This is a genomic window from Pedobacter steynii, assembly GCF_001721645.1.
Lineage (GTDB): Bacteria > Bacteroidota > Bacteroidia > Sphingobacteriales > Sphingobacteriaceae > Pedobacter > Pedobacter steynii_A.
On the sequence record NZ_CP017141.1, the window covers coordinates 431,993 to 454,235 of the forward strand.

Here is a 22,243-nt window from a genome sequence, read left to right on the forward strand (position 1 = left end):
ACTGTAGTTTCATCTGTTTTCCTCCTACAATCCTACTTTAATATTAAAGCCGACCATACGTTGAGAGGGTGAGTTCAGGTTTTCTGTAAACACATCCGGATCAGAGTATTTAAAGTCCGTCCACATCCACAAATTTTGCCCGGTAACAGAAAAGGATGCTTTTTTCAATCCCAATTTACCCAGAAACTGAGCCGGGAAATTATAGCCTACAGAAAGTTCACGAAGCTTTACAAAAGACTGATTCTGAATCCCCTTGTCGCCACCTCTGAATTGCTGCGCAAAATCCTGATAACCTACCTGTACATCGTTTGGCGCATATTGACGGGTATCACTGGTAATATTCCCATATTTATCAAACACGACAGTACCTGAAACCACTTTTACGCCCTGGCCTACATAATTATCAAGTCCGTTAACCACCTGATCATAGCGATATTGATTATCAGAATCCGGATTTGTTCCTGTGTCCCACATCTTATCGTACATGTAGTTATACATTAATCCGCCGATACGACCATCAATGTTAATACCCAGATTCCAGTTCTTATACCTGAAATTATTCATAAAACCGAAACTGAACGAAGGATCACCATATCCATATTTTTTATTGTAATCACTTTCAACAGGATATCCGTTATTAAAGATCACGTTCCCCTGAGGATCTCTAAGCCAATATCTTGCCTTATAAGTATCCAGTCTCTGTCCCTTTTTGGTCCATGGCTCATCCGGAGAATACTGAGGATCAAGATCTACATAATAACGATGTTGTGTAGCCCAGTTTATCGTGGAATACCATTCAAAATCCCGGCTCTTAATCACCGACCCATCCACAGTAATCTCCAATCCGCGACGCTCATAGGTCTCTTTGGTATTGACAATTGCCATGCTGAAACCGCTAAAGTTTGGAAGAAAAGCGGTCTGACTTCCGCCGGAAAGATCTGTCTGACGATTGTAATAGTATTTATTGTAATAAGCCACATCAAAATGCAGGCGCTTTTTTAACAGGTAAGCTGCAGCCCCTATTTCCCAGGTACGCTGCGAACTTGGTAACAGTCCTTCGCCCAGCAGATAGTTTGGATAGGCTGCGGAATTTAAGGTATTCCACACCGCCGTACTCGTGGTATATAAGCTATTGATTGCATAAGGATCAAATGCATTTTTAAATACAGCCCATGATCCACGAAGTTTAAACATATCAATAACCTTTGGTAATTTCACCAACTCAGAGACTACAACACTGGAACCGATTGAAGGATAAAAATAAGCTCTGGAAGACTTAGGCTGACTGGAATTCCAGTCATTTCTGCCTGTAAAATCCACAAAGACAGCATCATTCCAACCGATTGAAGCCCGGCCATAAATACTATTAATCTGCCTTTCTTCTGCCTCCTGTGCAATTGTAGGCGGCTCTATTGATCCGTTTAATGAGAAAAAAGTAGGAGAAATCAAACCATTTTTGGTTGTGGCGGTCAGGTTGTCTTTCCGGTAGTAAAAAAGAGTAGCTCCTGCAAGTGCATCGAAAGCCCATTTGCTAACCTTTTTTGAGTAAGTCAGAATAAGATCGTCGTTGGTACTAAAACCCTTTCTCGACATATTCCTATACATTCCCCTTGCATTCCATCCACCCCTGGTGGAGAAGATATTAGCAGTTGGGTTTCTCATGGTCTCCTCGTTGTTGTAATTGTCGTAGCCCAAACGAAGCATAAGATTAAAATCCTGATTGATTTTATAATTTGCAGTAACGTTTGCATTTATCGTATTTTCCGTAATTCCGTTCAGCTTTTCATTTGCAATTAAGTAAGGATTATCATACCAATTGGTATACATCCAGTTTTGTGTTTTATTCGGCACAACCCAGTAATCCTTATAATCACGGATGTCATATTCTGTACCTGTCCACATCACCAGTTGATAAAGATAACCCTGAAGATCATATCCACCACCCCAGATCTGAGGAGCTGACCTTCTGCTCATCCCAAGATGCCCCTCTATCTTAACCTTATCATTGACTTTAATTTCCCCGCCAGAGGTTAAATTCATCATATTGAGTTTCTGATTTGGAAACTGTCCTTTATTATAAATATGGTTTAATCCGATCCTGAAACTTCCATTTTCGCCGGTCTGGGCAATAGCAATGTTATTGTTGGCAATCACACCAGTCTCCATAAAGTTTTTCAGATTATCCTTACCTACAGAAACTAATGGCCTATTATCTTCGAATTGTTTAGTAACAGGATTCCAATCTCTCGCAGTATTTCCCACATCCAGCTTTGGCCCCCACACATAATCGTTATCAATCTGACCATTTTGCCCTCGTCCATAAGAACTCTGAACTTTCGGAACGGCCAGATAACCTAATTGAAGCATCGTATTGCTATTAAAATCAACGGAGAAGCCTTTTGTAGCAGCTCCTTTTTTGGTTGTTATTAATAAAGCACCGCCCTTTGCCCTGGATCCATATAATGCAGATGCAACTGAGCCCTTCATCAAATCCATGGTTTCAATATCATCGGAAGGGACATCCCTTAGGGTCATATTGCCATAGGGTACTCCATCGATCACCAATAAAATATCCTCACCTCTCAATTCCAGCTTTGGTTTCGCATTAAATTCTGTAGAATTCTGTACCACCAAACCAGCAACCTGGCCCGTTAATGACGTTCCAAGATCCACCCCTTTTACAGTCTGTACTTTCTCTCCTCCTATTCTTTGAGTTGCATAACCCAGAGATTTCTCGGAACGTTTGATTCCCAGTGCGGTCACCACAATTTCTGACAATTCCTGTTTCTGCGTTTCCAGCACAATGGTCAGCATCACCGAAGAGCCAGCAACGGTTACCTCTTTGGTAACGTAACCCAAAGAACGGATAACGAGTATATCACCGTCTTTTGCATTGATCACAAATTCTCCGTTTGTATTGGTTGAAGCGCCGTCTTTGGTGCCTTTAACCAATACAGAAGCACCAGGTAAAGGGTTTCCTTCCGTATCGACAACTTTCCCTCTGACATTGATCATAACCATGGGTTGTTCTGCCCCATTTTTTTTATCTTCCACACCTTTCTTTCTGATCACAACCGTTTTATTCATAATCATGTAAGAGAAAGGACGATCTTTTAAAATCCGGCCAAGGGCCTCATCAAGTGTAACATTCTTTAGTTCCACACTGATTTTTCCTTCTTCCTTGATCAGTTTATTGTTATAAAAGAAAGTGTAACCGCTTTGCTTTTTAATGCTTTCAAAGAGGTTATTGAAAGAAGTGTTTTTTTCTGAAAGCGTAATTCTTTGCGAGAAACCATCTGCAGACACCTGAAGGAATCCGAGAAAGAGTAAAATTACTGTTAGTTTCATGGCCAATAAAATCTTAGTTGAGCTGAGCCACCTGACGAAAGGGGCTTTACTACATGAGTTTAAATTCATATTTTTGAATGTTTTGGTTTATTCATTAATTATCCAATAAGTTTTTTTTGAGGTCAACCGGAACTATGTTCCATTCTGATATGAAAGGATGGGCAATCCGGATCCTGTTGCGAGCAGGGTCCGGTTTATTCCTTCATAAAAGATCTTTGGTTCTTGTGTATTTATCTTTTCATATTCGACCGGGTTTGGTTTAACAATGCGGTTAATTAGATATAAGAATTGGTTTATTTCGTCACGATCAATTTTCTATTTTCTATTTTGAAATGAGTACCCTCAAACTCCAGGATCTTCAGTACCTCAGACAACTTCACCCCACGTGGAATATCACCCATAAACTCATCATCAGCACGGTTTACCTGATAAACCACCTCAATATCATACCACCGGGCCAACTGACGTAATACTGAATGAAGATTTTCTTTTTCAAAATGGAAAAATCCATTTTTCCAGGCCATTGCCTGCTCTATATTTGCCGGACTCACTTTAACCCTCCCTCCCTGGCTTGCTCCAACGGTTGACTGCTGACCTGGTTTTAATAAAATCACATTTCCTGCAGAAACTTTCACACTTCCTTCCAGCAATGTGGTTTTTACCTCTGATTCATCTTCATAAGAATTGATATTGAAATGGGTTCCCAGCACCTCTACCTGCTGTTTGCCACTCTGTACGATAAACGGCTGTTTTTTATTCCTGGAGACTTCAAAATAGGCTTCTCCCTGAAGCTCTACTTTACGCTGATTCAGGTGGGCAAAAGTAGTCGGAAACTTGATCGAAGAGGCTGCATTTAGCCAAACCCGGGTACCATCAGGAAGGTTTACCTGATAAATCCCCCCTCTGGGTGTAGTGATGGTATTGTAACCAGCCTCCCGCTGACCTGATTCAACCACCGAATAAACCAACTGTCCGTTTGCACTTTTACTGATTTTCACTCCCCCCTGCTCTGCCAATTGTCCGTTACCGGCATCAGTCAGTGAAATTTTTGAGCCGTCGGCCAGGGTCAAAGTTGCCTTGTTGCCTCCAGGCTCTACATCCTGTTTAACCAGAGCGTACTGAACGATTTCTGATTCGGGTTTTGTATCAAAGTAAAAGTAAAGACCGGTAGAAAGGGTAATTAAAATTGTTGCGGCGACTGCGATCCTTGGCCATAACAGCTTCGGTCTGTTTACACGTTGATAATCCTGTTCATCTTCCTCAGAAATCCCTGCTTCCACATTCCAGGCATTTGCAAGCTGTTCATCCAGCTTACCTTCTTTGCTCAGCTGACTGAAGAGCTCCAGTTCCTGATCACTGAGTTGTTTGTTCAGGTAACGCTGTACCAGTGTCGCATAAAATTCTTTCTCTTCCATATTGAACGCCATTCAATAGGAAGACAATATTTGGATACCCCGAGGGTAGCTGGAAAAATATTTTTTTTAGATTATTTTAATAAGACGGTCAAAAGCACACTCAGAGACACTCCCAGATCTCTTTTAGCAGAAGCACCCAAAATTTTCATAGACGCAACCATATGATTTTTAACTGCATTTCTTGAAATGCCCAATTCCATAGCTACCTCATCATAGCTTTTCCCCTGCTGACGGCAAAAGCGGAAAACTTCTCTGGTTCTGGCTGGTAAAGCATTCAACTCTCTTTCCAGGTACTCATGGTATTCTTTACTCAGCAGCTCTTCCTCCGTCTCATTTCTTTCTTCCACAAAGCTATTTACGATTTCCGCCATTGCCACATCCGATCTCATTGCTTTTTTAAGACTGTTCAAGGTATGGTTTCTGGCCATAATGAAAAGGTAGGCCCTGATGGATTGAACCTCTCCTAACTTAGATTTACACTGCCAGATTTTTATAAAAATCTCTTGAGTCAGGTCTTCTGAAAGGTCTGTAGAATGTACAAATTTTTTAATGTATTGATAAACCTGCGCACTATACCGTTCATAAAGCTCTGAGAAAGCAGAGTCATCCCCCGCTACCAATTTAGCCTTTAGATCATCATCGGAAAAAGTATGTGGTGCTGACATGTTTGAATCCCCGAAACTAATTTATCAAAATTAAATTAATGTAACTTAATTGTTTTCGAATTAATAATTCTGAAGGATCATAAATTATTTTTTAATTCCCTGTAGCGTTTTGTATTCGACATCCGTTTTAGAAAAAGCACGCTAGATTAAGATTCCGGGGGCAGGTTTCAGGCCCTGTCTCCGAGTCTTTACTCCCAACATCTTCCATTTTGTTATATTTACCGAAAAACAATTAGAATATGTTAGCTCACCACGTTTTATTCTGGCTAAAAGCCGATACCACAACCGATCAGAAAGATGCTTTCAGAAAAGGTGTTGAATCTTTAGAAAAGATTGAATCTGTAAAAACTTACCACATCGGTGTTCCTTCATCCATTTCCCGTGCCGTTGTTGATACTACCTACACTTTTTCGCTGATCATATTTTTTGAAGATCTTGCGGGACATGATGTTTATCAGACCCACCCTTTACACCTTGCATTTCTGGATGAATTCCGTAGCCTTTTTGAAAAGGTGATCATCTATGACTCGCTATAATTAAAAAATAATCCGGAGGGCAAGAAGCTTTATAATTAGCTTTTCCTCCGGAAACTTTTATTCAAACAAATCGTCATGAGTGCATTTCAAGAACTTATCCAATCAGAAACTCCTGTATTAGTTGATTTTTATGCCGATTGGTGTGGTCCATGCAAATCGATGAGCCCAATAATTCAGGAGGTAGCAAGAATTACCGAAGGCAGGACACGCGTCATCAAAATCAATATAGACAAAAACCAGGCCGCGGCAGCCAGGTACCATGTCAAAGCCGTTCCGACTTTCCTGCTCTTTAAAAAGGGAGAAATCATCTGGAGACATTCGGGGATGATAGACCAGATGAGCCTGTTAAAACAGCTATCTATTTAACTTCAACAGAGATCATATTGCTGTTCCTTCCGCCGCGAAACGGTTCCGTTCTTAACGAAAAGATCAGTTTATACTTGCCGGCAGCTGCGGGGGCAATAAACTGTGCGGATACTTCTATAGATTGCCGGGCTGGAATCCTGATATTTTCCAAATCAGCAGTTACCGGCTTAAACTCTTCCATGTCCGCTCCGTTTTTGAAGCTATATTCCAGGTAACACTTCCATTTTTCGCCCAGATTTCCCAAATAAATCTCCTGATTATAAGGATTGGTAATTTTCAGTCTCATTGCAACAGGCGTCCCTTTTTTCAGCTCATCCGGAGTCTCTACCGGATTAACACTGAGCTTTTGGTACATCCTCACCTGTTCAATCCAACGACCATAATACAATCCTTTGGTAGTCTGAATGGTATCTTGTGGCTGATCGTCCCCATGACTGAACTGAAGAACATAATATGCTTTTTTGTTCCTAAGGCTATCTTCCAGCGGCCAGATGTCATATTGATTCTTGCGGTAATACCTGGAGTCATAACCAAAACCTTTAGTGCTCTGGTTATAATAGTTATAACGGGAAGGGATTTGAAAAGAATCTATAAAAATCACCGGCGCATCACCTGCCTTTTCATGAATCTGTTTTGCCCAGGCCTGATTGCCAAAATAATAAGCAATCACTTTAACTTTCATTAAAGCATCAATCGGAACCAGGAGTACTAACCTGACCAATACCACCAATACAATATTCACCATAGCCAGCTTTTCAAACCATTTCGGAGTATCCTTTCTGGAAATAAACAGATAGGCCAGAATGAAAAGACAGATCATTCCAGGTAAAGTCCAGTGCGCTTCCACCCTTCCTTTCAGCGTGCTGAAGAGAAAAAAGATAAAGATTCCATAGCAATTCACCTTAATTGCCCTTATAAATGCATCTGAAGTTTTTAATCTTACCGCCGACTGGTATAAAAACCACCCTACAAGTGGTCCCGCAAGCGCCAGCTGAGCCAGAAGATATTCTGTACTGAATTTTGACTTATAGAAAGCTGCGGAACGGTCAATCACATGGTAATAAAAAGAAGGATAGTTATTCTGCACCTGCCACCAGATATGAGGTAGAAAAGCCAGTATTGCAAGTCCCACAATTAACCAGAAAGAAGGTCGTTTTAATAGCTTAAAATTAGAAAGAATGGTAAAGAATAAAACCAGAATCCCATGGTATTTACTATACAATAAACAGGCAATCACCAGCGCCAGGAGAACTGCCCATTTAAACCGATCCTCGGCCAGATATTTCTGATATACGTAAAAGAACAGAACCGTAAAAAAGAATAACGGAGCATCTGGTGTGGTGATAAAACCATAGACGTGAAAAAGAACGATAGAGCTGAATAATAAAATAAAGAGTTTGATATTTTCAGCATAGGGCTTTACGATCTTCCAGAGCAGGTAAACAGATAGGGTACTGCTGAGTACCGTAAATATTCTCAGTCCCAGCGTACCCGGCAACAAAGCATCTCCTATTTTGATAAAGAGTGCCACCATTGGCGGGTGATCAAAATATCCCCAGTCTAAAAACCTGGAATATACCCAATAATAAGCCTCATCGGCATGTACCTCTACAAATCCTGCCTGAATTATATTTAAAAAGGTCCATATTCCTAAAAAAATAAACAATATTTGTTCAGCACTCTTTTTCGTTTGTAGCATTTAAGGATCAGATTTTAACTGGAGAAAGTATATAGATAATTCGCAAAAAAGTTCCATAGAGAAATGATCACTATCGCACAGGCTTTTGCCACATAAAAATTCCATTTCAACTTATCATTGAGCAGATAAATCAGCGCGTTGCTTAAAAAAAGACCAACTAAAGAGATGATAAAGAATTTACCAAACTGAGTGATACTGGCCGCGTCGTGATTATTGAAAGTCCAGTAACGGTTTAAGGTATAATTGGTAGTTGTGGCTACAATAAAGCCCAGGGAACTAGAAATATATTTGTGAATCTTCAGCTTCTCTTTACAGAGATACGTTACGCCAAAGTCTACGATAAGCCCTGAAAAACCTACCACACCGAATTTCAAAAACTTAAAAAGAAAAGCGTTATTTAATTCAATCGCGGCAATGGTTATCATAGAAAAAGGTACTTTCCAGCAAAAGTACATATAAATTTTCAAGTAAAAGGCTGAACAACCGTTTGCTTTGCAAATCCGGTTATCCAGCCTTTATGATCATTTATTTATCCCACCAGACTCTGGTCGTATAAGCATCAGGGCCTTGTTGTGCAATCGCCTTTCTAACGTTCTCGCCATTTGTGCTGTACTCGTTCCTTGGAAATGTGAATCTCCTTGGAATCGTCCCGGCGGTTACGTTTCCCGGATAATTCACTGGTGTAAGCTGAGGAATTCCAGTGCGTCTCCAGTTGGCATAGCTTTCCCAGCCATTTAAGAAAGTGACCACCCAGTACTGCTCGTTAATGGTTTTTAACTGCTGTGCCAAACCTGCCCCTGCTGGAAAGGGGTTTCCGGTGCTGAGGTAATCAGTTACTTCTGTTCCTGCAATCGTCTTGCCATAAAGTTTCTGCTGATCCATAGAAGCTTCCACCGCGGCCCTGTAATGGGTCGCTGCCTGATCAGAAGTCCATTGTCTGGCTGCGGCTTCAGCCAGCATTAACTCAGTTTCTGCGTAAGTGATAAAGAACGTAGGGGTGGTTAAGGGTAAGATGGTGTTTACATTGAAGGTAGAATAGGTATTCAGGTCTCCCCCACCCGGAGTTCCGGCAATTGTTGTTGCATTAAAACCATTTGGCAATCCTTTTTGTACTACAGGATCATTATTTCCATTTGGAAGGGAACTGTATACCCCAAGTCTGGGATCATTGGTTGCCTTAAGATAATCCATAAATGTCTTACCCATTTTGATATCTCCCGCCCTGATCAGATCAAATTTTTGAAAGTCAAACGCAATCGGATTAGACAATTCCTGCTGAGGGCCGGTATGTTTCATAAAACAGATGTCGGCATTATTTTGCATTACACCACCCTGAATCGCCTTTAGCGCCCATTGCTTAGACATCGCCGGATCAACTTTAATCAGACGTAATGCCAGGCGCAACATCAAAGAGTTCCCCAGGCGTTTCCATTGTTCTATTTTACCCTGGTAGATAATATCCGCAGCACCAAAGGTAGCTTTCGAAGCGTCAAAAGATTTGGTGGCCTGCTCCAACTCGTTCAGCATATCTCCATAAATGTCCGACTGCTTATCATAAACCGGTTTATAAATCTGCTGTAAGAAACCCTGGCCAGCCTGCGAATAAGGTACATCTCCATAAGCATCCGTCAAACGGTGCATTTGCATCACTTTCCAGATCCTTGCTGCCGCATATAGATTTATCTTTTGAGGATCTTTTTTCAGCATATCAATCAACATCGCCATATTCACAACCGGAACACCATATTCCTCATTGAACAGTAGCGCTGCACTTTCCGTTTGCAGGTACTTGTCACCTTCCAGGTCATCTATTTTTGTGGTGGCAGTTTGTTGTACCATCATCATTCCAAAACCTACATTGCTTCTTCGGGCAACAGAGGTTCCGGCCTGACGTAATTCCAGTGCGGTAAACAAAGGACCTGGTTCTACTTTTGTTGGCTGATTCGGATTGATGTTCATCTCTTCCAGATCTTTGGTACAGGAGGTACCCAGCAATATCCACAGTGCTGCTATATATAATGTTTTCTGTTTCATGGTTTTGTTTTTTAAAACTTGCAATTCAGGTTTAATCCAAATGAACGGGTTGCCGGTACAGAAAGCATTTCTATACCCTGTATATTTCCCGTAAGGAAGGTTGACTCCGGATCCACTATTGGCACTTTTTTATACAGTGTAAACAGATTTCTGGCTACCAACGATAAACTCACGTCACTCATTTTCAGTCTTCCGACCCAGTTTTTAGGAAGACTTACCCCCAGGACTACCTGTCTCAGCTTCACAAAACTGGCATCGTAAACAAACTCCTCCGAGATATTATTGGCAATCCAGCTATAGTATTCCTGTGCAGGAACATTGATTGTATTTGGCTGCCCCTGTTCATTCACTCCGGCCCCCACAATTCCGGTTTCCCGACCAGCTAAGGTTTCTTTACTCAATCCTGCCAGGTAAGCCAGGTTGTTTGTTCCTGAGGATATTTTACCACCAAACTTAGCATCCAGCAAAATACCCAGATTAAAGTTTTTGTAACGGAAATTGTTATTATACCCCAAAGTATAAGGAGAAACGCTGTTTCCAAGATTAGTCAGTTCACCTTGTACCGGAAGACCTTTATTGTTGTAAATGATACTTCCGTTATCATCTCTTTTATAACCGTAGCCCTGTATGACACCAAAAGGTTTTCCAACCTCAGCAGTAATAAATACCGGGACACCACCATCTCCATATAATCCTGGCCGGCTTTGCTGAACGGTCATAGCTTGTTGTCCGTCTGCTAAAGAAAGGATATTATTTTTATTATAGCCCATATTAAAAGACATATCCCAGGCCATAGACTTTTGCTTAAACACCGTTCCGGAAACCATCATTTCCAATCCCTTATTTGTCATTTCCCCACTATTCAGACGTACATTGGTAAAACCTGAAGCGATGGAGATCTGGCTACCAAGAATATCACTTACTGTTTTTCTATTGTACCAGGTCAGTTCCAGTCCAATCCGGTCGTTGAACAAACGGGTATCCAATCCCAGCTCATAGGACTTTGAAGTTGCTGGCTTCAAACGCGTATTAGGAATCGTTCCCTCATTGATATAAGCCAGGGATTGCCCAAGATGCTGCTGGCCAAAAGTATAGGTAAGAGACTGTGCATAAGGAGAAATATCAGAATCACTTCCTGTTCTCGCCCAGGCAGTACGTAATTTGGCAAAGCTGATCCATGAGGGCATCGTAATTGCCTGGGAAGCGACAAAACTTAAACTCGCAGAAGGATAAAGAATGCTGTTTGAAGCCGCACTAAGGGTAGAAAACCAATCATTACGTTCAGTAAAAGTCGCATACAAATAACCCTTATATCCTATTTCTGCAGAAGCAAACAATGAGTTAAACTGTTTTTTATACAAGTCAAAATACCTCCCCTGAGTTACGGTATTGTTTACCGAATAAAAGAAGGGCACAATAAACTGACTTCCCGAAGCGCCTAAGCCGGATTGTTTACTTTTCATGATGTTTCCACCCACAAAAGCATCTACAGAAAAATCATTGGCAATGGTCTTTTTAAACCCAATCATCAGTTGCGAATTAAATTCTCCGTTATAAGCCTGATTTTCACTCATACTGCCATTGGCAATTGCACTACCTTCCGGTCTGATGTATTGAGAATGGCGGTAGGCGAAATCTGTTCCGGCCAGTAACCGTGCATATAAGTAGGAAGTAAAATCATACTTTAAATCCAGGGAAGCAATCAAGCGATCCTTCCTATCCCTGTTTTGCATATCATAGGCAATGAAATACGGATTTGCCAGATAAATATTTGAAGAGACCAGGTATTCATCCCCTTTTTCATCCACCCTTCTGGAAAGGTTTCTGACATCATAATTGGCAGGTAAAAGCTGCACACCCACATTTGGATTCCAGGAAAAGTCGCCTGAGTTGGGCCTGTTTTCTACCCGCTCCCGGATGTATTGTGCACTTACCTGAGCAGTAAACTTATCCGTCACTTTCAGGTTCCCGTTTAAAGTGAAATTATTTCTCTTCAGCGACGAGTTGGGCATCAGGTCGTGGTTGTCCAGGTCTGAAGCAGAGAAACGAATAGTAGCTTTCTCTGATCCGCCGTATAAGGAAATCGTATTGGTAAAAGTTTTTCCATCGTTATAAAAATTACGGCTATTATCCTTTATTGCACTGTAGGGGCGTAATACTCCGTCAAACTGCATCACCTGCGAACCATCCAGTTTCGCCCCCCAATTGGAGATCCCGTTTTGAAAAGCAGTTGCCTGATCTTTGGGAGCCACTCCGTTTGTTCCCTGCCCATAGACATACTGATAATCCTTCTCATTGTTAAAAATAGGCTGATCAATGGTGTAAGCAGCATTATACTCAATCCCTACTCCTTTTTGCGCCTTTCCTGATTTAGTAGTGATCAGAATGGCACCATTGGACGCACGCGCGCCATACAATGCAGCTGCAGGTCCGCCTTTCAGGACACTCATACTCTCTATATCATCCGGATTGATGCTGGAAATCCCATCTCCTCCATCGCTACCTCCATAAAACACAGAACTCTGACCAAAATTGGTATTTACCAACGGAATTCCATCAATAACATATAGAGGCTGGTTATTACCGGTGATACTCGTATTTCCTCTGATAATTACCCTCGATGAACCCATGGATCCTGAAACTGGTTTGGTTACATTTACCCCCGCAACTTTTCCGACCAGGGAATTGGCAATATTTGTTTCTCTTGCTTTGGTAAAGTCTTCTCCTTTAACTTCAGTTACGGCGTAACCAAGCGCTTTTTTTTCTTTTTTTATGCCCATTGAGGTAACGACCACCTCATTCAGCGCCACATCATCATCACTTAAAGAAACATTTATTTCCTTTCGGCCATTTACCGGGACTTCGGTTTCTTTAAAACCGATAAAACGGAAAATGAGTACCGCATTAGCAGGTACTTCAAGGTTGTATCTACCATCCTGATTCGTCGTGGTTCCTTTACCTTGCTGGTTTTTCACCAGAATAGATACGCCCGGCAATTTGTTTCCTTTAGAATCGGTAACAGTTCCAGTCACCTGGGTATCCTGTATGCCCCTTTGCATTTCCGGAGCATTTTTCCCCGCAGCAAACGTGCTGTCAAACAGCAATAAGAAGAGGAACAGTGGCATTGCACTGCCCCTCAGCATCGTAAATAAAATTTTCATATTTGGTTGGTTGTTTAGTAAGCTAATGGTGGTTAGGCGATTGTTCTTTTTTATTCTGATCAATAAGTTTATAAATCCGTTGTACCGTCGCTGCCGATCTCCATTCATCTTCCGGAGTATGCAGTACATAATCCAGCAACTGGTCAATGGTACTCGTAGCCACATGAATACGGGAATCTGAGGAGGCATAATAAATAAAAACCTTTCCGTCTTCATCTGTAATCCAGCCATTGCTGAATACCACATTAGATACATCCCCTATCCTTTCTGCACCTTCAGGAGCCAGAAAGTACCCTGCTGGTTTATGAATCACTTTACTGAGTTCTTTTAAATCAGTCATGAATACATACAGCACATAACGCAATCCTGCTGCGGTATTTCTGACCCCATGAGCCAGGTGTAGCCAGCCATAACTGGTTTTAATAGGTGCTGGTCCCTGCCCGTTTTTTGATTCATAAACCGTATGGTATTGCTTCTTATCCACGATCGTTTCTTCCGGAACAACCGCATGTTCTATGGAATCCGAAAGGCCAAAAGCAATTCCTCCACCTTTGCCTGCTTCAATGAAAGAATCCTGTGGACGGGTATAAAAAGCGTATTTTCCCGCTACGAACTCCGGGTGAAGCACAACATTTCTTTGTTGCAGAGAATTTGTTTTAAGATCATCCAGTCTTTCCCAGCTGATAAGGTCTTTGGTCCTGACAATTCCACATTGTGCCAGAGCAGCCGACTGATCACCTTCTGCTGCATCAGGATCTCTTCTTTCTGTGCAAAACAATCCATAAACCCATCCGTCTTCATGAGTAGTAATTCGCATGTCATAGATATTCGTATCAGGCACCTCTGTTTCAGGAATGATCATCGGGCATTCCCGGAACTTAAACTGATCAATTCCATTTGAGCTTTCTGCTATGGCAAAGAAAGATTTTCGATCATTTCCTTCTACCCTTGCAATGAGCAGGTATTTGTTGTTCCACTTGATGGCTCCCGGATTAAACACTGCATTGATTCCAATACGCTCCATCAGAAAGGGATTGCTGTCCCTGTTCAGGTGATAACGCCAGTATAATGGTGTGTGCTCAGCAGTTAAGACCGGATATTTATACCGGTTGAAAATGCCATTTCCTAAGCTTTCCTGTTCGTTTTTGCGCGTAATTAAAGACTGATGAGCAGCCATGAGCTGCGCCAATCTCTTGTCGTAATCCATCATATATCGGTTCAAATCTGTTTTGTTCTTAATCTTCGAGTTTATTCCACCAGGTTCTTTTGAGGATGAAGATGATGACAGCGAGAATCGCTATCGTGATCAGCAATGGCAGTTTCATCATTAAAATCAGGTACATCGGTAAAAGGGTGAGACAAAGCTGAGCAATAATTCCAAGCACTACGTTAAACATGTCTCTGCCAAAATTCTTGTTTGCAATAAAAGAAGGGGCGTCCGCAATGACCAGTTGATGGACGGGCCCCCAGAATCCCCATGGGCGAACCGTCCTGTAGAATTTTTTGAGTGTTTCGGTGTCTGTTGGCGGCGCCATATAAGTACCGATTACAGAACCTGCCAGGGAAAGAATAAACAACAAAGGGAAATAATATAAAAATTCCACACCTGCAAAGAAGCGGGTAAATACCAATGCAGAAACAATTCCGGTAAACATGCCCCAGAAGAAGCCATAAGAATTAAATCTCCACCAATGCCATTTTAGCACATTGGCTGCAATGTAACCGCCATACAAAGCAGAAACAATCCATTGTAGGACGCTGTTCACATCTTTTGCAAAAAAGCCCAGGGCAATTCCAACCGCCACCACAAGTACTCCTGAGCAATAGTTCATAGAGATGATCTTTTTGTTGGAGGCATCCGGATTAATATATTTCAGATACACATCATTTACGATATAAGCCTGCGCTGCATTCAACGTTCCACTGAAAGTACCCATAAAAGCACCCAGTAAACCTGTTAATACCAGTCCGAATAAACCTGCGGGAACAAAGCTATTGATACTGGCCGGCAGAATCCGTTCGTAGTCGATCGCTCCATCCAAGCCTCTCAGGTTCATCTGATCATAATAAAGAATGCCCAGGACTGTAAGTCCTACAATCAATGAGTAACGAATTGGCAACAGCACAATAGATACAAAGCCACTCATTTTACTGGCCTCCTTAGGAGAACGCGTGGAGAGGATTTTTTGCATATCATAATTCGGTGGAGGCCCTGCCAGGGAAGCAAACGCTCCTTTAAATAGCATCATCATAAAGAATACACTAAACAAAGAATATCCATCATTTGCTATCTTTTTATTTACATCCGCGATGATATAACTCCAGTCCAGGTTCAGATGTGTTCCAAAGAAAGGACTGTCCCATCCTTCCGGAACATTTAATTGTCTTCCGTTCAGGTTGATCACTGCAATTACTGCAATGGAAATACAGACCACGGTCATGATCGCATATTTGATCATATCTCCAAATACAATCCCGTGCATCCCTCCCAAAATAGAGTAGAACATCGCAAACAGCGTAAAGATGATCCCGTAGAAATGAGCAACATAATGGGGCGCTACTGTAAAAGGAACATAATCCTTTACCAATTCCCATGGAATAAAAATCTCGACGAATTTACCCAGACCAATAAAGCCATATGCCAGAAATCCCAGACAGCTCAGTAAGGCAAAAGTAACGACTACCTTATGGGAGGCGCCAACTCCCCTTCCCGTTGTTCCAAACCTTGTAGATAACCATTCTGCACCAGTTGTTGCATTTGACCTCCTTAGCCACTTGGACAGGTACATCATCAGAAAAACCTGATTGAATACCGGCCATAACCAAGGGATCCAGATGCTTTTCATTCCATACACAAAACACAGGCTCACCATCCACATGGTCCCACTGATATCAAACATATCCGAGGCATCACTCAGGCCCAGCTTATACCATGGAAGGGATTTTCCTCCCATGATATAACTTTCCTTATTTTCTTTTGCCTTTTTACGGTACCAAAAGCCAATAATGATCGTGCTGATGAGATACGTTACTATAATAATGATGTCAACGGCTTGAAACTTCATAAACTCAAAACTATACTATTTTCGAACGCAGCTTCAATACTATTTTAACAATTAATTGTATTCACAAATCAAAAAGGCTCATATACATGATATTAATCATAATTTACCATAGTACTATTTTAACCAAAACATAATCAATTCATATCAAAATTGTTATATTTATATGATGGGCAGTAACATAGTCAGGGAAATCACCCCTTTAACCCAAAGCGATTGCTTTACCATTTTTTCAAGGACAAAGAAGGATTTCGACTTTCCCCTTCATTATCATGAGGAATATGAGCTGAACCTGATTCTTCATGCCAAAGGGGCAAAACGGATTGTCGGGGATCATATTGACACCATAGAAGACGCAGAGCTTGTCTTTATCGGACCCAACCTTTACCACGCCTGGTTTACTCACCAATGTAAAAGTGAAGAGATTCTGGAGATTACCATTCAGTTTCACAAGGACCTTTTTGATGAGCGTTTGTTAAAAAGAAACCAGCTGAATTTTATTTCCAATATGTTTGAACGCTCCCAGAAGGGAATTCTCTTTTCTGCAGAGACCATTGAAAGACTCAGCCCGAGACTGCTCTCTTTGAATCAAAAGAAAGGTTTTGATTCCGTGTTAGAACTCTTTTCTATTTTACATGACCTCTCTATTTCCAGGAACATGAGAACGCTATCCAATTCCAGCTTTAACAACGAACAGTTCAACTATAACAGTAGACGAATAGAAAAAGCTTTTGATTACATGAATGCCAATTACAACCGGGGAATTTCCCTGGAAGAAGTCGCCAAAGTAGCCAGTATGCCGGAAGTATCTTTCAGCCGGTTTATTAAGAAGAGAACAGGAAGCACTTTTATTGACAGTCTGAATGAGATCAGGTTAGGACATGCTACTAAACTACTCATTTCCAGTACACAAACCATAGCCGAGATTGCCTATAAATGCGGATTCAATAACATTTCCAATTTCAACCGGATTTTTAAAAAGAAAAAAAATTGCACTCCCAAAGAGTTCAGGGATAGTTTTTCAGGGACAAGGTCTTTTATATAATTTAGTTCAAATTGAACTTATCATTCCTCACCTGGACGACATTAGAGGCCGATATAATTCCTACAATTAATATCCCAATCAAAACAGCCAGAGCAATCTGTAAAGTAGAATACAACTTACTTCTGGACACCATTGAGGCAGAGCTTTGAATCAATTCCTGACCAACCTGCGTCTGAATACTCATCAGGTCGGTAAGTTTTTCGAGTGTTTTCATTGAGCTTTCTCTCCCTACCGTTTCATATAGTTTTCGTCCGTCTTCCAGGGTATGGTTCAGGCTCAGCGCCATCACATGTTGTTCTGCTGCGATAAGACTAGCCAAGCGTGCTTTCAACTCGGTTAGTTGTTGTTTTTCTTTTTTTACCAGAAAAGTCTTTTCATATTTTTTCAGAAGAGAATCGATGGTAGAATTAAGAGAATTCACCTGATCTTTAAGTCCTGTGGCATTGGAATGAGAAAGGTTCCCGGAATAAAGAAAGCTATCCAGGGTATATTTTTTTTCAAAGATATTCTCTGCAATATAAAACAGATCTGTTGCAGGAACCAGACGGTCATTATACATGGAAACAAAAGACTCATTCATACTTTTAACACTCTTATCCTCTAAAATTCTGATCAAAATCATACACGCCATAATTGCAAACAGGAACGTGGCGATTTTCATTTTCTGTTTTATAGAATAAGCAAATTTCATATCATTCAGTATAGGTTAGTAACGAATTAATCCTCTAAAGGGGAAGAAAAAAGGTTAGGGGCAAAATTTACTAAAAATAATTCTCTTTTTGCCCTGGTTACACCAGTATATAACCAACGCAGGAAATCGAGGTCAATCATATCCTCCGTTAAATACCCCTGATCCACAAATACCGCATCCCATTGTCCACCCTGCGCTTTATGACAGGTTACCGCATAGGCAAATTTAATCTGAAGTGCATTATAGTAAGGATCTTCTTTGATCGCTTTAAACCGTTCTCTTTTATTTGCAATATGCTCATAATCCTCATTAAGTCCTTCAAATAACTTATTGCTTTGCTCGTAAGAGAGGTTTGGGGTTTCGGCGGTCAGGGTATCCAACATCACCTTACAGGTAATCTGTCCTGCATCGGGAAAATCCATAAACTCTAACAGCACTTCAGAAAAGCGGAAACCATAACGTTCCTCTTCGCCCCTTACCCGTACTACCTTTGCCATATCTCCATTGGCAATAAAAGCTGCCGATTCATTGTCAGGAAGCCAGAAATAATTATTTCTGACTACCATAATCTGGTCCCCCCCGGTCAGTTCTTCTTCCCGATACAACAGACGGGCACGGATCTGTTGGTTATATACATTTGCAGATTTATTAGACCTGCAAACCACCAATGAGTTTTCAATTCCGAATTTATGATAGGCGTATTCCAGTCCCTCTACGAGCTTTACACCAGTCATCCTGAAGATGTCTTTATAATTTTTTGTGATGAACTGGGGAAGTTCAACACTATCCGCGTTCTCCTGCTCTTCATTGATTAATTTCCGTAACATGGTTGCATTGGCCAGGATCCCGGATTCTTTCTCCTGCCTGACCACCTCCTGAAGTTCCACGGCTTTCACTTCCAGAGCAAAGTTACCCATCATATATTCTCTGTTTAAAGCCGGACTATCGATACTGCCAACCGGAGGAAGCTGAGCAGTATCTCCGACAAACACGGCAGCACAATTTTTACCGTTGTAAACAAATTCCATCAGGTCTTTCAAAAAAGAAGAACCCGTCTGGGTATTCCATTCATCTGCAATCATAGAGGCTTCATCTATGATAAACAATGTATACTCGGCTAAATTCGGCGCAATCTGAAAGGACATATCCGTGGATGCTGCAGATCTTTTTCTGTAAATTCTTTTATGGATGGTAAGCGCTTTATTGCCGGTATAGTTACTCATCACCTTCGCCGCCCTCCCGGTTGGCGCTAATAACGCTGCCTTCAGTCCGAACATAGGAAGTGCCTTTACCAGAGCGGCTACAGAAGTTGTTTTTCCGGTTCCGGCATAACCCCTTAGGATAAAACACTGGTCATCCAGTCTTTGGGATAGAAAAGAAGCCATCTCCCTGCAAAAAACAAGTTGCTCAGCGGTTGGTGTAAACGCATAAGATTGCGCTATAATTGAAGCTTTATCCATTTAACAAAGATGCAATGGTGATGTTATAGAAAAAAGGATTAATTTTGATCTTAAATAATTTGATAGAGATGAGCCATAAAAACAGCATATTATTAGTCGATCCGGAATTTGATCCTAGTACTGCGCCAGACTGCAATTTATTATTAAAGATTACAGCAGATAGCTTTTCTTATGCCATTATTGATAAAACCACGAGTCAGTTAAAAGCCGTATATGACCAGCAAGAGTCCGACAATATCTCCCGTGATCTTTCTGCAAAATTAAAAAACGACAGTTATTTAAATCTTCCATTTAAAGAGATTAAGGTTGCTGTTTATACAGAGAACTCCATTTCCATTCCAAATGACTTATTTGATGCGCAAAATCTGGATCAATACGCTAAGTTTTTTACGGAAGAGCAGTCAGACAACCTGTATGTAAGACCATTCAGTAGCTATGGTTTTACTTCGATTTTTACTTTACACCGCTTTATTGATGAAACCCTGGCAGATTCCTTACTGAGCTGCAAACTGTTTGACCAGGTGGCACCAGTACTCGCAATGGCTAAAGAGCAGGCCCGTAAATCTATGATCCTTGACTTTACAGCCGCTTCATTTAATGTCGTGATTACAGAAGGAGAACAATTGGTTTTCCGTAATTATTATGAGATAGCGCATGCAGAAGAGTTTAACTATTACCTATTACTGATCATTAACCAGCTTCAGCTTAACACGAAGGAAATGAACGTGCAGTTAAGCGGTATTATTCATGAAAATGATCATTATTATAAATGCATCGCTAAATATTTCAAAATGATCAGCTTCAATACTCCCTTAAGTGGTCAGGTAGATCACAAAATTTTAGACGACATGCCTGCTCATTATTACAGCAGCCTGCTAGCCCTTGATATATGCGAATAATTGGCGGTACATTGAAAGGCATCCGTTTCAATGCCCCGGAAAGCTTACCGGTAAGGCCCACCACAGATATGGCCAAAGAAGCTCTTTTTAATATCCTTTACAATACCTACGATTTTGACAGTTGCGATGTGCTCGATCTTTTTTGTGGTACCGGAAACATCAGTTTTGAATTTGCCTCACGGGGAATCAAACAGGTAACTTCCGTCGATAAACATTCGGGCTGCATCTACTGGGTAAAATCTGTTATTGCCAAATATGAGCTTGAGACTATAAATGTACAGAAGGCTGATGTATTTAAGTTTCTGGAAGCACATCATAAATCCTACCAGATTATCTTTGCTGATCCACCATATGATTTACCTACCATTCCTCTGATCCCTCAGCTGGTGATGAAAAACAATCTACTGACAGACAATGGCCTACTCATTGTTGAGCATCCCTCCTTGCTAAAACTTAAGGATCAGCCTGGTTTTAAGGAAACCAGAAGGTATGGTAATTCCTCTTTCAGTTTTTTTGAAAAAACCACTAAATAATCGCTATGAAGATTGCCCTGTTTCCCGGATCATTTGACCCCATTACCATTGCCCATGTTGACATCCTGAAACGCTCCCTCCCACTTTTTGATAAGGTGGTGGTTGGTATCGGATTGAACAGTTCCAAGCAAAGCTTTCTCTCTGCAGAAAAACGCGAAGAGATTGTGAAAAAAGTCTTTGTAAATGAGCCTAAGGTTGATGTTCAGCTTTATGAAGGGCTAACGGTTGATTTCTGCAGAAAGATAAACGCACAATATATGGTTCGTGGCATCCGGTCTGTAGGTGATTTTGAGTATGAACGTGCCATTGCACAAATCAACCAGACCATGATGCCTGAAATGGAAACCATTTTCATCTTAAGTAAACCGGAATACTCCGCAATCAGTTCTACGATTGTCAGAGATATTCTGCGTAATAATGGAGATGTAAGTCAGTTTCTACCCAAGGATGCTATTGCTTTCCTCTAATAAAGCCCCTACTTCCAATACTTGTATGATAGAAGGATAGGTATTGCTCAATACCGGAGCCAGTTCTGATTTACTTAACCAGCTGGCTTTAGTAATGCCTTCTTCCTTTTGAGGAATCAGTTTTGGCTCTCCTTTAACTGTCATACTGTACCAGTTGGTTTTCTTTAGAACCAATTTGCTGCCGATCGTATATACATGATAGGTTTTACAGAGTTTCTCATCATTGGTATAGATTTTCACTCCACACTCTTCCTCAACTTCTCTTAATCCGGCCTCTTTCATCTTTTCATCCTTCTCCACCTTACCTTTAGGTAAATCCCACTTTTTGTTTCTAAAGATAAACAGATAATTACCGTTGGCGCTTTTTACCAGGCCACCAGCTGCTTTAATCAAGGTCAGGCTTTTTTTAATCTTCCGGAACAATTGCTGAGGATCGGCATCCAATAGTAAATAGTCTTTTTTAGCATCAGGGCCAATGCTTTTATAGAACTTTTTAAAGTCAAAATTTTGAACGTCAATTTGCTGAATTTCTTTATCCTGCTTAGGTTTTTCATCCGCAATAAACAGGGTAGTGTCGTTGATATAAATTCTATAATTTTTCATTGTAAACGCTCAAAATGGTTTTAATAGCAGGCCTTTTAATTTCCCACAGAAACAACACACCCCTTTGAATAGCATTCTAAAGGGGTTTTCAATGGGAAATTCTACAAAATCACCTGGATGTTTTAATTTTTAAAATTATAAATATTTATTCAATTTTCCATGGCGCTTAGGGAAGAAGCGAGACAATCCCCATTAACCGCTATTTTACTTCTTATTCTATTGATTCTCAAAGGATGGTAAAAAACAGTTTTTCTTCCCA

The 22,243-nt window shown here is 40.9% G+C and carries 18 protein-coding genes; 6 read left to right on the forward strand and 12 right to left on the reverse strand.

Annotated elements, in window-relative coordinates; genetic code table 11:
• Positions 1 to 24: 24 nt before the first annotated feature.
• From BFS30_RS01865 to BFS30_RS01875, 3 genes are all read right to left on the reverse strand, one after another.
• The gene (locus BFS30_RS01865; protein WP_083251906.1) at positions 25 to 3,417 is read right to left on the reverse strand and encodes a SusC/RagA family TonB-linked outer membrane protein; all 3,393 of its coding nucleotides are present in this window, start codon (positions 3,415 to 3,417) and stop codon (positions 25 to 27) included.
• 224 nt (positions 3,418 to 3,641) lie between these two features.
• A complete protein-coding gene (locus BFS30_RS01870) occupies positions 3,642 to 4,763 on the reverse strand; it encodes a FecR family protein (RefSeq protein ID WP_069377714.1) in 1,122 nt (373 codons plus the stop codon).
• Positions 4,764 to 4,834: 71 nt separating this feature from the next.
• The gene (locus BFS30_RS01875) at positions 4,835 to 5,428 is read right to left on the reverse strand and encodes an RNA polymerase sigma factor (RefSeq protein ID WP_069377715.1); all 594 of its coding nucleotides are present in this window, start codon (positions 5,426 to 5,428) and stop codon (positions 4,835 to 4,837) included.
• A gap of 239 nt (positions 5,429 to 5,667) precedes the next feature.
• Here BFS30_RS01875 and BFS30_RS01880 point away from each other — a divergent pair, with 239 nt between their 5' ends.
• Together BFS30_RS01880 and trxA are read left to right on the forward strand one after the other, a co-directional pair.
• A complete protein-coding gene (locus BFS30_RS01880) occupies positions 5,668 to 5,964 on the forward strand; it encodes a Dabb family protein (RefSeq protein ID WP_069377716.1) in 297 nt (98 codons plus the stop codon).
• 75 nt (positions 5,965 to 6,039) lie between these two features.
• Complete coding sequence (gene trxA, locus BFS30_RS01885) at positions 6,040 to 6,330, forward strand: thioredoxin (RefSeq protein ID WP_069377717.1); 291 nt, start codon at positions 6,040 to 6,042, stop codon at positions 6,328 to 6,330.
• Here the strand turns inward: trxA and BFS30_RS01890 are convergent.
• From BFS30_RS01890 to BFS30_RS01915, 6 genes are all read right to left on the reverse strand, one after another.
• Positions 6,323 to 8,029 (reverse strand): ArnT family glycosyltransferase, encoded by a 1,707-nt coding sequence (locus BFS30_RS01890; RefSeq protein WP_069377718.1) that lies wholly within the window; start codon positions 8,027 to 8,029, stop codon positions 6,323 to 6,325. The genes trxA and BFS30_RS01890 overlap by 8 nt on opposite strands.
• Before the next feature lie 14 nt (positions 8,030 to 8,043).
• A complete protein-coding gene (locus BFS30_RS01895; protein ID WP_069377719.1) occupies positions 8,044 to 8,454 on the reverse strand; it encodes a GtrA family protein in 411 nt (136 codons plus the stop codon).
• A 100-nt stretch (positions 8,455 to 8,554) separates the two neighbouring features.
• Complete coding sequence (locus tag BFS30_RS01900; RefSeq protein WP_069382242.1) at positions 8,555 to 10,063, reverse strand: SusD/RagB family nutrient-binding outer membrane lipoprotein; 1,509 nt, start codon at positions 10,061 to 10,063, stop codon at positions 8,555 to 8,557.
• Positions 10,064 to 10,074: 11 nt separating this feature from the next.
• Positions 10,075 to 13,224, reverse strand: a complete 3,150-nt coding sequence (locus BFS30_RS01905; RefSeq protein WP_167353115.1) for a SusC/RagA family TonB-linked outer membrane protein — start codon at positions 13,222 to 13,224, stop codon at positions 10,075 to 10,077.
• 22 nt (positions 13,225 to 13,246) lie between these two features.
• Positions 13,247 to 14,434: a glycosidase gene (locus tag BFS30_RS01910; protein WP_069377721.1), complete on the reverse strand. Its 1,188-nt coding sequence runs from the start codon at positions 14,432 to 14,434 to the stop codon at positions 13,247 to 13,249.
• Between the two features lie 25 nt (positions 14,435 to 14,459).
• Positions 14,460 to 16,289 carry a sodium:solute symporter family protein gene (locus tag BFS30_RS01915; protein WP_069377722.1) on the reverse strand — a complete coding sequence of 610 codons (1,830 nt, stop codon included), beginning with the start codon at positions 16,287 to 16,289 and terminating at the stop codon, positions 14,460 to 14,462.
• 163 nt (positions 16,290 to 16,452) lie between these two features.
• Between BFS30_RS01915 and BFS30_RS01920 the strand changes: the two genes are divergently transcribed.
• Positions 16,453 to 17,331, forward strand: a complete 879-nt coding sequence (locus BFS30_RS01920; protein ID WP_237028696.1) for an AraC family transcriptional regulator — start codon at positions 16,453 to 16,455, stop codon at positions 17,329 to 17,331.
• A gap of 1 nt (position 17,332) precedes the next feature.
• Here BFS30_RS01920 and BFS30_RS01925 read toward each other — a convergent pair whose 3' ends face one another.
• Positions 17,333 to 18,022 (reverse strand): MCP four helix bundle domain-containing protein, encoded by a 690-nt coding sequence (locus tag BFS30_RS01925; protein WP_069377724.1) that lies wholly within the window; start codon positions 18,020 to 18,022, stop codon positions 17,333 to 17,335.
• 26 nt (positions 18,023 to 18,048) lie between these two features.
• Positions 18,049 to 19,482, reverse strand: a complete 1,434-nt coding sequence (locus BFS30_RS01930; protein WP_069377725.1) for an ATP-dependent DNA helicase — start codon at positions 19,480 to 19,482, stop codon at positions 18,049 to 18,051.
• A gap of 68 nt (positions 19,483 to 19,550) precedes the next feature.
• Here BFS30_RS01930 and BFS30_RS01935 point away from each other — a divergent pair, with 68 nt between their 5' ends.
• From BFS30_RS01935 to coaD, 3 genes are read left to right on the forward strand one after another with little or no spacing between them, the layout of a single operon-like run.
• The gene (locus tag BFS30_RS01935; protein WP_069377726.1) at positions 19,551 to 20,381 is read left to right on the forward strand and encodes a DUF3822 family protein; all 831 of its coding nucleotides are present in this window, start codon (positions 19,551 to 19,553) and stop codon (positions 20,379 to 20,381) included.
• Positions 20,372 to 20,914, forward strand: a complete 543-nt coding sequence (locus tag BFS30_RS01940) for an RsmD family RNA methyltransferase (RefSeq protein WP_069377727.1) — start codon at positions 20,372 to 20,374, stop codon at positions 20,912 to 20,914. Before BFS30_RS01935 ends, BFS30_RS01940 begins: the two co-directional genes overlap by 10 nt.
• A gap of 5 nt (positions 20,915 to 20,919) precedes the next feature.
• Entirely contained in the window at positions 20,920 to 21,381 is a 462-nt protein-coding gene (gene coaD / locus BFS30_RS01945) for a pantetheine-phosphate adenylyltransferase (protein WP_069377728.1), read from the forward strand.
• Here the strand turns inward: coaD and BFS30_RS01950 are convergent.
• A complete protein-coding gene (locus BFS30_RS01950) occupies positions 21,352 to 21,984 on the reverse strand; it encodes an NUDIX hydrolase (RefSeq protein ID WP_069377729.1) in 633 nt (210 codons plus the stop codon). The genes coaD and BFS30_RS01950 overlap by 30 nt on opposite strands.
• Between the last annotated feature and the right edge of the window lie 259 nt (positions 21,985 to 22,243).